This window comes from Buttiauxella massiliensis, assembly GCF_902500225.1.
GTDB lineage: Bacteria > Pseudomonadota > Gammaproteobacteria > Enterobacterales > Enterobacteriaceae > Buttiauxella > Buttiauxella massiliensis.
In genome coordinates, this window is record NZ_LR722654.1 from 171,624 (window position 1) to 183,808 (window position 12,185).

At 50.6% G+C, this 12,185-nt stretch carries 11 protein-coding genes; 2 read left to right on the top strand and 9 right to left on the bottom strand.

The window, feature by feature from the left end:
* Positions 1-74: 74 nt before the first annotated feature.
* The 5 genes from bglB to flhB all read right to left on the bottom strand — a co-directional run bounded on the left by bglB (position 75) and on the right by flhB (position 6,692).
* Positions 75-1,214, bottom strand: coding sequence for a beta-galactosidase BglB (bglB, locus tag GC128_RS13135; protein WP_151994681.1), 1,140 nt, complete (start codon positions 1,212-1,214; stop codon positions 75-77).
* On the bottom strand, positions 1,214-2,806 hold the full coding sequence (locus GC128_RS13140; RefSeq protein WP_151994682.1) for an MFS transporter: 1,593 nt from the start codon (positions 2,804-2,806) through the stop codon (positions 1,214-1,216). The genes bglB and GC128_RS13140 overlap by 1 nt, the downstream gene beginning before the upstream one ends.
* Positions 2,807-3,074: 268 nt before the next feature.
* Positions 3,075-3,467, bottom strand: coding sequence for a flagellar protein FlhE (gene flhE, locus GC128_RS13145; RefSeq protein WP_151994683.1), 393 nt, complete (start codon positions 3,465-3,467; stop codon positions 3,075-3,077).
* On the bottom strand, positions 3,467-5,548 hold the full coding sequence (gene flhA, locus GC128_RS13150) for a flagellar biosynthesis protein FlhA (RefSeq protein WP_151994684.1): 2,082 nt from the start codon (positions 5,546-5,548) through the stop codon (positions 3,467-3,469). Before flhA ends, flhE begins: the two co-directional genes overlap by 1 nt.
* Positions 5,541-6,692 (bottom strand): flagellar biosynthesis protein FlhB, encoded by a 1,152-nt coding sequence (flhB, locus tag GC128_RS13155; protein ID WP_151994685.1) that lies wholly within the window; start codon positions 6,690-6,692, stop codon positions 5,541-5,543. The genes flhA and flhB overlap by 8 nt, the downstream gene beginning before the upstream one ends.
* 261 nt (positions 6,693-6,953) lie before the next feature.
* Between flhB and dgt the strand changes: the two genes are divergently transcribed.
* The gene (gene dgt, locus GC128_RS13160; protein WP_226812106.1) at positions 6,954-8,084 is read left to right on the top strand and encodes a dGTP triphosphohydrolase; all 1,131 of its coding nucleotides are present in this window, start codon (positions 6,954-6,956) and stop codon (positions 8,082-8,084) included.
* Positions 8,085-8,236: 152 nt separating this feature from the next.
* Positions 8,237-8,827 carry a hypothetical protein gene (locus tag GC128_RS13165; RefSeq protein ID WP_151994686.1) on the top strand — a complete coding sequence of 197 codons (591 nt, stop codon included), beginning with the start codon at positions 8,237-8,239 and terminating at the stop codon, positions 8,825-8,827.
* 220 nt (positions 8,828-9,047) lie between these two features.
* On the opposite strand, the gene cheZ is transcribed toward GC128_RS13165, so the two are convergent.
* The 4 genes from cheZ to cheR all read right to left on the bottom strand — a co-directional run bounded on the left by cheZ (position 9,048) and on the right by cheR (position 12,174).
* The gene (cheZ, locus tag GC128_RS13170) at positions 9,048-9,692 is read right to left on the bottom strand and encodes a protein phosphatase CheZ (RefSeq protein WP_151994687.1); all 645 of its coding nucleotides are present in this window, start codon (positions 9,690-9,692) and stop codon (positions 9,048-9,050) included.
* A 10-nt stretch (positions 9,693-9,702) separates the two neighbouring features.
* Positions 9,703-10,092: a chemotaxis response regulator CheY gene (gene cheY / locus GC128_RS13175; RefSeq protein ID WP_034455094.1), complete on the bottom strand. Its 390-nt coding sequence runs from the start codon at positions 10,090-10,092 to the stop codon at positions 9,703-9,705.
* A gap of 169 nt (positions 10,093-10,261) precedes the next feature.
* A complete protein-coding gene (locus GC128_RS13180; protein ID WP_151994688.1) occupies positions 10,262-11,311 on the bottom strand; it encodes a protein-glutamate methylesterase/protein-glutamine glutaminase in 1,050 nt (349 codons plus the stop codon).
* Positions 11,308-12,174 (bottom strand): protein-glutamate O-methyltransferase CheR, encoded by an 867-nt coding sequence (gene cheR, locus GC128_RS13185; RefSeq protein WP_134186766.1) that lies wholly within the window; start codon positions 12,172-12,174, stop codon positions 11,308-11,310. Before cheR ends, GC128_RS13180 begins: the two co-directional genes overlap by 4 nt.
* Positions 12,175-12,185: the final 11 nt, after the last annotated feature.

Below are 12,185 nucleotides of genomic sequence, written 5' to 3' on the forward strand. Positions count from 1 at the left end.
CTTTATGGGGTTTGCCCGCAGGTTTGATTTAGCAGTAATTTGCAGGCCTGGTTCCCCAGGCCTGTTGTATGCGCTTACAAATAAATTCTCAAATACTCACCCATACAGAGGATCGCCATCGCCTGTCCGTACGGCATTGAGGTCAGCGGGATTTGGCGATAAAACTCCAGGTTACTGCCCATTCCCGTGCCAAACGAAACCTGCAACAACTCACCTTCCGGGGAGATATTTTTGACGATACCTTTCATCGCCTTTTCTGCCACCTCTGCATACTCTTTGCCGATATAGCGCTTACGAATGCCTTTCAAAATGCCGTAGGCAAAACCGGCAGTCGCGGATGCCTCCAGATACGAATGTGGGTCGTCAAGCAAGGTGTGCCATAAACCACTGTCGTCCTGGCATTTTGCCAACGCGGCAACCTGATTTTCCAGCACCTGTACCAGATAGCGACGCACCGCGTTGTTCTCAGGTAAGTCCACCAGTTCAAGGAAATCAGGGATCACGATAGTCAACCAACTGTTGCCACGCGCCCAACGCGCATTGGCAAAGTTATGATTGCCTTCGTAACTCCAGCCGTGGAACCACAGGCCGGTTTCGCGATCCATCAAATTCTGCACATGCAGCAGGAACTGATACGTCGCCTCTTCCACATACTCCGGGCGATTCAGCAATTTGCCAATTTTTGCCAGTGGCAATACGGTCATCATCAGCGTGTCGTCCCACATCTGCTGATGGTTCTCTTCCGCAAGCGTAATGTGCTGCATTCCGCCGTGTTCGGTACGCGGCATTTCATACATTGCCCACTCAGCCCAGCTTTCGAGCCACGGCAAATACGACGGGTCGCGCGTTTCTTCGTAGCGATAGGCAAGCGTCAGGAACGGTGCCATGGTATTGACGTTTTTGGTGGTAGCACCTTCTGCGAAGCGGTCTGCAAACCAGCTATCAATAATTTCGCACATCTTCTTTTCACCGGTCTGACGATAATACTGATACATGCCGTACAAACCGACGCCGTGCGTCCACTCCCAACCTGCCCAACCTTTGGTATCAATGACTCGTCCGTCATCTAGTCGCAGCAAGTATTGGCCCGTTTCATCCTTAATACTAACCAGATTATCCGTCACCTTGTGGATCAGGGTTTTCAGCTCATCCCGGGCAATAAAATGCTCCGGCTGGCACAGTAAAGGGCTGTGTTTGACGGGATAAATAATCATTAACTTAACCTCTGTGATGATGTATTCGAACGCATTGCAGCAGCCTCTTTCAATGACGGAGCCGCAGGTTTATTACGGTTGAGATAGCCAATATTGTTGTTGCCCCAAAGCGTGTCGTAAGGCATACCAGCCAACATTTCGACTGTGGCGCGAGCTTGTGGCGTGGTTGCTTCCGGAACCGGACGACCCGCCGCACGCATCTTCGCGGTTTCTTCACGTAACACGCTGTGAGTTTGCAAATTGAGTTTAAAGCGCAGGGAGACTAAGAAACCGCACGCCAAAACAGCGACTGTGCCAAAGCTCAGGATCATCAGAATGGTGTGGCTTACCGCTGGCGGCTGTACGGTCTGGCCGGAAACAAAGCCGGAAAGCTGCATCACGATACCCACTAACATTACCGCACCGGCCTGCGAGGCTTTACGCGTCAGCGTCATAATGCCTGCGAAGATCCCTTCACGGCGCTGCCCGGTAATCACTTCATCCACGTCAGCAATGTAGGTGTAAGTATTCCACGGCACATAGTTGATACCGCCGCGGCCCAGGCCAGCTATGGCTGAAACCAGCATCAGCAGCGAGAAGACATCGCTTAATCCCGCGTAATACAACAATGCGTAAGAGATGGAACTCAGGCCAAAGAGCACTACAACCATACGGTAGGACGGAGCCGGGCCATATTTGATACACAGAGGAATCATGCCGATAACCGCGATAAATTGCAGAATCGCCATAGTGCCGAGCAAGCTGGAAGCCATGCTTGCACTTTGCATCAGCACAAACACCACATAGTAGGTAAACACGGCGTTGAACACATCCTGAGCAATATAACCGCCCAAATACATGCCCAAGTGTTGGCGGAAGATCTTAACGCGCAGCGTAGAAGTCAGTTCAACGTTCAGGCGCTTCATACTCTGCGCAAACGTCAGGGTTTTCTTCTCTTCTTCTGCACGCAGTGCCGCTTCTGTCCAGTCTGAACGAGGGCGCTCCCAGGTGAAGAACCAGACCAACGTCAGCACGATGGCGCATATCGTGGCGAAGACCAGGCTTGCGTAAAAGAAGGAAACCGCGTTGTCTTTACCGAAGTGGTTTAACAGAATGCCCGGCAGGAATGCGGCAAGGATCGCAGAAAGTTGCGCCATAGAAATACGCGCGCCAGAGAACTTGGTTTTCTGTTTGAAGTCATCGGTCATTTCCGGCACCAGTGTTTCGTACGGCACCAGAATCATGGTGTAGACCACATCAAAAATCAGATAGGTCACCAGGTAATACCAATAACTCATCTCCCCAACCCACATAAAGCTGTAGCTGAAGACTAATGGGATACCCAGCAATATAAAGAATTTACGGCGTCCAAAACGCTTACCAAGCCAGGTAGAACCAAAGTTATCGGTCAGGAAGCCCATCAGCGGACTGACAACGGCATCCAACACCCTGGCCATCGCAAAGATAAACGTCGCTTCAATCGGTGAAAGGCCACAGAAGGTAGTATAAAAGTAGAGCAACCAGGCGGCGGTGAGAGCCGTCGTCCCCGCCCCGAGAAAATCCCCGGAGCCATAGGCAAGATAATTTGCCAATCCAATTTTGCGTGTTTTCATTGCCGTCAAACCCCGTTAATTTTTTTATGGAGATTGCACGTCCCGGTACTTGTCGGGCTTGCGAGAACCTTACCTTGCTAAGGTAGAAGGACGGGGTAATTGAAACCTTTCCATTTTTGCCATCGTTTGATGAATGGTGGCAAAAATACAAAGTGTCTCAGCACTCGCATCACCGATTTATAAAACAGGGGTTTGTTTTTATCAAAAGCGCAGACTAAAAATGAGAGGTAAACAAGTAAAAGCCGCATGGGGATTGCGGCTTTGAGGATTACTGATAATTAACTATTACCTGATTACTGCGGACTTTTAATGCTGGGAAAAGCACTCCACCACCGGGAACTTCCCAGACAAAACGCAGCGGCTCATTTGCCGCCACATTGGTCAATCCACGCGTCGTACCGCTCTGCCCTTCTATCTCAACACAGCGCGTTATCGAACATAATCTGACGTTAAGTCCGGCTGGGGTTGGACCAATCAGCTCATAGCGCCAAGAAACTAATGTCATCACGCCACTGACAGGTTGCGCAGGTGCTAAAGCGCGGGACGATGCTGCAACACCACGGTGGCTAAGCGTGGCACCCACGCCACTGGCCTGCCATGCTCCCTCACCTGCGGCATGGGTCATTAAAGGGAAGAGAATCAGCAATAACAGGCGGCTCATTATTTCGCTCCAATGGTCGCAGTCATACGGATGTTACGGTTTTCAGAAAGCTCGAGGCTAGAAAGCACCATGAGTTGCGGCAGGCTGCGGCGTAAGAAACGCGCCAGCAGTGGTCGCAGCGCATGGTTAACCAACAACACCGGCGGTGCACCGAGCATTTCCTGGCGTTTCAGCGCCTCCTGAGCCTGCTCCAGCAAGCGATCGGCAAGGCCGGGCTCGAGCCCACCGCCACCTTGCAATGCCTGCAATAACAAACGCTCAAGTGCCGCATCGAGACCAATCACCTGCACTTCACCATTGCCAGGGAACCATTGCTGAGTAATCGCCCTGCCCAGCGCCACACGCACTACCGCTGTTAATTCATGCGGGTCATTTTGTATCGGTGCATGTTCTGCCAGAGTTTCAAGAATCGTGCGCATATCACGAATCGTCACTTTCTCAGCCAGCAGGTTTTGCAGAACTTTATGCAGTGTGGTTAACGTCACCACACCCGGCACCAGGTCCTCCGTGAGTTTCGGCATCTCCTGGGTTACACGGTCGAGTAACTGTTGTGCTTCCTGGCGGCCAAACAGTTCTGGCGCAAACTGGCCAATCAGATGGTTAAGATGCGTGGCGACCACGGTACTGGCTTCGACCACGGTAAAGCCCTGAATTTGCGCCTGCTCTTTAAGTGCGCTTTCAATCCAGGTGGCGGCAAGGCCAAACGCTGGGTCAATTGTCGCTTCGCCTGGTAAGCTGCCTGCCGCAGTCCCAGGGTTAATAGCAAGCCAGCGCCCCGGATAAGCATCGCCACTGCCAATCTCGACGCCCTTCATCAGGATACGATAACGTGCCGGCGGCAAGTCCATGTTGTCGCGAATATGGACTACCGGCGGTAGGAAACCCATATCCTGCGCGAATTTCTTACGGATACTGCGGATTCGCCCTAACAGCTCGCCGTCTTGCTGGAAATCCACCATCGGAATCAGGCGGTAACCTACTTCCATTCCCAGCGAATCTTCCAGTTGCACATCATTCCAGGTGGCCTCAACCGCCTGCGGGTTTTCCTGGGGTTTGACCGGGGCTGATGGGGCCGCGGGCTGCTCCATCTGGCGGCCACGCATCCACCATGCCAGCCCAAGCAATGCGGCAGTAAACAGCAGGAAGACAAAGTTTGGCATCCCCGGCACCATGCCAAGTAAACCAAGAACACCGGCACTCAGCAGCATAACGCGCGGGTTGTTGAACAGCTGGGTGACCATCTGCTCGCCAACATCCTGGTCGGTTGCAACACGGGTAACGATAACACCCGCAGCGGTCGAGATGACCAGCGCCGGGATCTGCGCGACCAGGCCATCACCGATGGTCAATAACGTATAAGTTTCTGCTGCTGCGCCAAAGGGCATGTCGTGCTGAAGCATACCGACCAACAGGCCGCCCACCACGTTAATCACCATGATCATCAGACCGGCGACCGCATCGCCACGCACGAATTTACTGGCCCCGTCCATCGAGCCGTAAAAATCAGCTTCTTGTGTGACTTCTGAACGGCGTTTTTTCGCTTCGTCTTCACCAATCAAGCCGGCGTTAAGATCGGCATCAATCGCCATCTGTTTACCCGGCATACCGTCCAGCACAAAGCGCGCACCGACTTCAGCAATACGCCCCGCACCTTTGGTGATAACCATAAAGTTGATGATAACGAGGATGATAAACACCACGATACCGATGGCAAAGTTACCGCCAACAAGAAAGTGACCGAAGGCTTCAACCACTTTACCCGCAGCCGCACCACCGGTATGACCATCCATCAAAATGATACGTGTCGAGGCCACGTTCAGCGCCAGGCGCAGCAACGTGGTAAACAGCAGAATGGTTGGGAAAGCCGCGAACTCGAGGGTTTTCTGGGTGAACATCGCCACCAGCAGGACCATGATCGACAGCGCGATGTTAAAGGTGAACAACAAATCCAGTATAAACGCCGGGAGCGGCAGTACCATCATCGACAAGATCATCAAGATCAGTATCGGTCCGGCAAGAATTTGCCATTGCCCGGATTTCATACTGGCAGGCAGACGCAGTGTTGCGAGCAAATTAGCCATCGGAGTCCTTCTCGTTTGCAAAGTCCAGCGCTTCAGGCACTGGAAGGTTTTCAGGTTTTTTCGGGATTAAACCGCCAGCGACACGCCAGCGCCGCAGTTGCCATACCCATGCCAGCACTTCTGCTACGGCGGAATACAACTGCCCAGGAATTTGTTGTCCTATTTCAGCATGACGGTATAACGCACGCGCAAGCGGTGGAGCTTCGAGCATTGGAATACGGTGCTCATTGCCGATTTCACGGATACGCAGCGCAACCAGGCCGGCCCCTTTCGCCAGCACTTTTGGCGCACTCATTTTGTTTTCGTCGTACTGTAAGGCCACCGAATAGTGCGTCGGGTTGGTCACAATCACATCGGCCTTCGGCACATCTGACATCATGCGGCGACGCGCGGCGGCACGCTGTTGCTGGCGAATACGGCCTTTAACATGTGGGTCGCCTTCTTGTTGCTTGAATTCGTCGCGAATATCCTGGCGGCTCATGCGTAGCTTTTTAATGTTGCTGAAAATCTGGAAGAACACGTCGAAGCCGACCATTGGTGTCAGCCCCAGCACAATCAACAAACCACACACCGCCACCATATTTAATGCGTGCCCCAAAGCAGCCAATGGCGGTTCACTCATCAGGCGCATCATCTCTGGCCATTTGTGCAGCAGATACCAGGCCGTTACGCAGCCGACCAAAATGGCTTTGAGGAAGGCTTTTAGCAGTTCAGCGCCTGCCTGGGCTGAGAACATCCGCCCGAGTCCGGAAATTGGATTCATTTTGCTAAATTTAAACTGTATCGACTTCCCGCTGAACAGGATGCCACCCAACAGCATGGGGGCTGCAATTGCTACAATCACCAGCCCGAAAATCAGCGGCAACAGTGCCCAGACGGCCTGTTTTATCAGTTGGCTGATTTGTTTAACGATAAGATTGGGGTCGTTAATAATGCTGTGATCAAAATGGAGCCCTGTAGACAACATTGCCGCTAGCTGTCGCGCCAACGGCTCCCCTCCCATCCAGATAATGCTGATTCCCACCAATAACATAAGCAGTGAGGTCAACTCACGGGATCGGGGAATCTGCCCATCTTCGCGCGCTTTTTCAAGTCGGTGGGGTGTGGGGGCTTCTGTTTTGTCGTCGTCGCTTTCTTCTGACACTGCAACAATCTCGTGGCCACAATTACCAGCACAGCATGTCAGAAAGGGGGAACGCTAATGGGAGGAAAACGGGGGAATTTGTAGGTTTGTTTGTGGGTTAAGTAGTTTGTGTGCGCAACGATAGGATTTCATTTTCTTGCATCTGGATTTGCGAGCATGGCCTAAAGATTAAAAAATCAACGCCCTGCCATCTTCTCATCCAAAGATCCGTTTGCTACTTTTCCACCGTTTTATCAATCATGATTAAATAAGGAGCAAACGATGCAATGGACTGAATTACTTAACGCTAATCGGCGTAAACCTAAAAAAACCAATTCTGTAGGAACCGCCAAGGGTCGGCTTCAGATAGAACGAGATTTCGACCGAATTTTATTTGCGGCCCCCACCCGCCGCCTGGCAGATAAGACCCAGGTTTTTCCCCTGGATAAAAATGATAGTGTGAGAACGCGTCTGACCCACTCACATGAAGTAGCCAATCTGGCACGAGGAATTGGGGTTCGGTTGGCGTTCGAAATGAAAGAGGATATTTTCGGCACAAAGCTATCTGACGTTTGTGTTGAACGTGATGTCCCGGCACTGCTCGCTGCTATAGGTTTAGTACATGATCTTGGCACCCCCCCTTTCGGCCATCAAGGGGAACGGGCGATGGGTGAATGGTTCAGGAAAGAAATTCCCGTTTGTACCAGTTGCCCCATGGATAAAATTTACAATGATTTCCGCCAGTTTGATGGGAATTCACAAACCTTCAGGCTGGTAACCAAACTTCAAATTCTCAATGATGAGTTTGGCCTTAATCTTACCTACGCCACACTGGCCTCAATGCTCAAGTACCCACGAACCTCATTTTCAAGTTCAAAGCAGTGGAAAAAGCATGGTTTCTTCTACTCCGAAGAACCCGTCGTCAAAGACATCTGGGAGAAAACCGGTCTCAGAGAAGGTATCCGTCATCCTTTCACTTATCTTATGGAAGCGTGTGATGATATTGCTTATTCAGTACTTGATGCAGAAGATACGGTTAAAAAGGGTTTAGCTTCATTCCATGATTTAATGGACTTCCTCTCTTGTCAGAATAAGGCCTCATCCGATGAAATAATGCGTAATGTCATTACTAAAAGCAAAGAAGACAATAAAGAGTATGCCAAAGCAGAGTTATCCCCAGCAGAGCTGAATGACATGAGCATGCAAATGTTCAGGGTTTATGCCATAGCTGAATTAGTTGATGCTGTTGTCATTTCATTCAAAGAAAACAAAGACAACTTTCTTGACATTAATTGTCAGGAAAAAGATCTCATTTCAATAAGCAAAGGACATGCTTTATGTGAAGCCCTGAAAACGACCTGCCCGTGCTTTACAAAGAAGCGCAGCTTCTCGCCGATGCTATTTCTGGCATGACAGATAGTTATTTGATTGCCCTACACGATGAGCTAAAATCCTTATATGAGTATGAAAATCGTTCAAAGTAAGCGAAATCTGAAGCGAAGAGTTAAAGGATTTTTCGCTTCAGTTCAGACATCGATCTGGTCTTCCACGGAAGCCGTCATAAGTTGTATGAGGCGTTAGAATCATTAAACATCCCAAACTTTACCGAGAATAAATTTGGTGGTGTCCGGCTGACTCACTCACGCATGGATTATGATATCTGGAGTCTGGAAGATACCTGGGCGTTCAGAGAGGATGTTATTTCACTACATAATATCGATAGTTTACTACATACCACGTTAATGACCTGGGATGCTGTAATTTATGATATTAAAGCAAAGAAAATAATCACTCAGCCAAATTATTTACAGGACTTAATTAACAGACGTTTAGATCTGGTATTAGAAAAAACCCCTAACGAAAAAGGTTCCGTAGTAAAAATCATCCGGACTATTTACGGGAAAAATGCTGCTACATTAGGAGGAAAACTTTGCGCCTTCCTTCAAAGTCATTTGTCCTGCTATAGCAGCACCGAGTTAATACAATACGAACGCGCCAATTTTGACAAAAATTTAATCACCGCAGTTCGAATTGACAAGTTACTTATTTTACTTGAACAATGGCAGAAAGGTGAGGACATTATTATCAATGTTCAACAAAAACCAAAAACCATTCACTATAAATGCATTGCCGAAAAAGGTAATGTATTTCCCTGATGTATTTTCACTCTCAAATTATACCCGTAATCTTTTGGGTATATACCCATTAGCATTCGAGTTACAGATAGGCGGCCAGGGAGCTTATCCCAATGAGCTTACTAAGGTAAGTAGTTTGGGTAAGTGAGCGCAGCCAACACCCCTGCAGCTCGAAGGATGATGGATATATAACGTCATTAAGAAAAAATGACGCTGTGCCACTTAGACACAGCACCCAATATTAAAACCCTAAACTATCCAGTAAATCATCAACCTGATCCTGGCTTGCAACCACACCCGCTGCGGTCGTGTTCATTTGCGGGCCGTTGAGGAGACTGTCGGCTGGGCGTTTCGTACGCGCATCCAGTTCTGGCATGTTCTCCATTAACACCATCAACAACTGGCGTTCAATTTCCTGGATAACATCCATCATGCGCTTGATGACCTGACCGGTTAAATCCTGGAAGTCTTGCGCCATCATGATTTCCAGAAGCTGAGCATTGGTAAAGCTGGTGTGACTCGGGACGCCAGACAAGTAGCTGCGCGTATCGGTAACCAGTTCACGGGCATCACCCAGCTCGATTGGGTTTTCAAACCAGGCATCCCAACGGCCATTAAGTGCTTTGGCGTCGGATTCCAGTTTGTTCTGATGAGGCTGAGCCAGCTCCACACAGTTCAGCGCGCGCTCTGCGGCCTGCGCGGTCATCTGCACCACGTAGTCCAGGCGGTCACGAGCATCGGGAATCGCTTCCGCCGCTTCGGCAATCGCCTGGTCAAGGCCCAGCTCGCGTAGGCTGTCGCGCAGCATTCGGGTCAGGCTGCCTATCCGAACGATAATATCGCCGGTTGAATGTAACTCTGACGCGGGATTGGTAGATGAGTGCATGAGCCTCTCCTTACATGCCGAGCTTTTCGAAGATTTTGTTTAACTTCTCTTCCAGTGTCGCGGCGGTAAACGGTTTTACCACATAGCCACTCGCCCCCGCCTGTGCTGCGGCAATGATGTTCTCTTTCTTCGCCTCAGCGGTCACCATCAATACCGGCAGAGCCGACATTGCGCCGTTGCCACGAATGGTTTTCAGCAACTCCAGACCGTCCATGTTCGGCATGTTCCAGTCAGAGATAACAAAACCAAAACCGCCACCGTTGAGTTTATTGAGCGCATCGACACCATCTTCTGCTTCTTCGACGTTGTTGAAACCCAGCTCTTTTAGTAGGTTACGGACAATGCGACGCATGGTAGAGAAGTCATCCACCACCAAAAATTTGAGTTCTTTATCTGCCATTTATTGGTTTCCTTCGGTTTTTGCCTATTCAAGAAGGCGTAATTGTTGCAGCCAGTTTGGACACGGCCAGCGCGGAAGAACCGGAGCGTACATGAAGTACGTGAGCCAATTCTTTTCCAAAAAAAGGAGCACTGCCCGGGTTCAAAATGGCAAATAAAATAGCCTTATCTCAGATACGTATTGCCTGTCCGGCACTAATTTTTGCCAACATCTGTTGACTGATTACGCTTAAATCGACCACTTCGCTGACACCACCACTGTTGATGGCCTCACGCGGCATGCCGAACACCACACAACTTGCTTCGTTTTGGGCGATAGTCCATGCCCCGGCTTTATGCATTGCCAACATCCCTGCGGCGCCGTCATTCCCCATTCCCGTCAAAATGACGCCCACGGCGTTACGCCCGGCGAATTTCGCGACAGAGTGGAACAGCACATCCACGGCCGGACGATGCCGGTTCACGGGTGGGCCATCATGAATTTTGATTTGGTAGTTCGCCCCGCTACGAGCAAGCTCCATATGTTTATCGCCCGGTGCGATGTAGGCGTGCCCCGGTAACACACGCTCGCCATCCTCTGCCTCTTTCACCGCTATCTGGCATAACTTGTTAAGCCGGTCAGCAAACGAGCGAGTAAAACCTGGCGGCATATGCTGCGTAATTAGTACCGCCGGGCTTGATAGCGGCAGCGGTTGCAGGACATGGCGAATCGCCTCGGTACCACCGGTTGATGCACCAATAGCTATCAATTTTTCTGAACTGAGTAATGGCCCCGCTTTCAACGCAGCAGGCGCTGCAACGGGCGCTCGCGCCGCCAGTTTTGCCTTCGCAGCAGTACGCACTTTCTCAGCAATAGTTTCGCTATAGGCCAGCATCCCTTCACGAATGCCTAACTGCGGCTTGGTGACAAAATCAATCGCGCCCAACTCCAGCGCTCGTAATGTCACTTCCGAACCTTTCCCGGTGAGCGATGAAACCATCACCACCGGCATCGGGCGCAGGCGCATTAATTTCTCAAGGAAATCCAGACCGTCCATGCGCGGCATTTCTACATCCAGCGTCAGCACGTCAGGGTTGAATTTCTTAATCAAATCGCGAGCTACAAGCGGGTCTGGTGCGGTTGCCACCATTTCCATGTCATCGTGGCTATTGACAATTTCTGTCATGATCTGGCGCATCAGGGCGGAGTCATCGACGCACAGCACGGTTATTTTTGTCATGATCTTTCCTTACTCAGTCCGTACACGGTCTGCCCACGCAGTAAAAACTCGCGGCTGAGGTTACTGAAATTTTCCGAATGCCCGGCAAACAGCAATCCGCCCGGTTTTAGCAGCGGTACAAAACGCTGCAAAATTTGCTGCTGTGTCGCTTTATCAAAATAAATCATCACATTGCGACAAAAAATGGCGTCAAACGGTCCAGGAATTGGTGCTTGCTTGTCCAAAAGATTGATTGGCGCAAACTCCATGTGGCTGGCCAGATCGCTACGCACCCGTACCAGCCCATCATGTGGCCCGGTGCCACGCATGAAGTAGCGCTGCATCTGGAGCGGAGCCAGTGTTTTCAGTTCATCCTGGCGATAAATGGCACTCTGGGCTTTCTCCAGCACCTGGGTGTCGATATCACTGGCGAAGACTTTCCAGCGCCCAGGTGCCATACCCAGCACATCTGCAAGCGTTATAGCGATGGAATACGGCTCTTCACCGGTTGAGGCTGCCGCACTCCAGACTTTGTACTCCCCACTACGTTTACGCGCATGTTCTGCGAGAATCGGAAAGTGGTGACCTTCGCGAAAAAAAGCCGTCAGGTTAGTGGTCAGGGAGTTAATGAACGCCTGCCACTCGGCATTACTGCCGTTGGCCTCCAGCATGCTCAGATAGTGCCCAAAATCCTCCAGTCCCAGGGTACGTAAACGTCGCACCAGGCGGTTGTAAACCATGTCTCGCTTGTGATCGGCCAGCACAATTCCTGCACGCTGGTAAATCAACTGGCATATCCGGCGAAAGTGCGTGTCGGACAGCGGTAGACGCTGTGTCATCTGTAACATTAATGACGATTGTCCAGTGGACAGTGGTGATGTCATAGCGTCTTCTC

Bases quoted from the DNA above. Each gene is read 5' to 3' on its own strand.
- bglB (WP_151994681.1), bottom strand. From the start codon at position 1,214: ATGATTATTTATCCCGTCAAACACAGCCCTTTACTGTGCCAGCCGGAG.
- GC128_RS13140 (WP_151994682.1), bottom strand. From the start codon at position 2,806: ATGAAAACACGCAAAATTGGATTGGCAAATTATCTTGCCTATGGCTCC.
- flhE (WP_151994683.1), bottom strand. From the start codon at position 3,467: ATGAGCCGCCTGTTATTGCTGATTCTCTTCCCTTTAATGACCCATGCC.
- flhA (WP_151994684.1), bottom strand. From the start codon at position 5,548: ATGGCTAATTTGCTCGCAACACTGCGTCTGCCTGCCAGTATGAAATCC.
- dgt (WP_226812106.1), top strand. From the start codon at position 6,954: ATGCAATGGACTGAATTACTTAACGCTAATCGGCGTAAACCTAAAAAA.
- cheZ (WP_151994687.1), bottom strand. From the start codon at position 9,692: ATGCACTCATCTACCAATCCCGCGTCAGAGTTACATTCAACCGGCGAT.
- cheY (WP_034455094.1), bottom strand. From the start codon at position 10,092: ATGGCAGATAAAGAACTCAAATTTTTGGTGGTGGATGACTTCTCTACC.
- GC128_RS13180 (WP_151994688.1), bottom strand. From the start codon at position 11,311: ATGACAAAAATAACCGTGCTGTGCGTCGATGACTCCGCCCTGATGCGC.
- cheR (WP_134186766.1), bottom strand. From the start codon at position 12,174: ATGACATCACCACTGTCCACTGGACAATCGTCATTAATGTTACAGATG.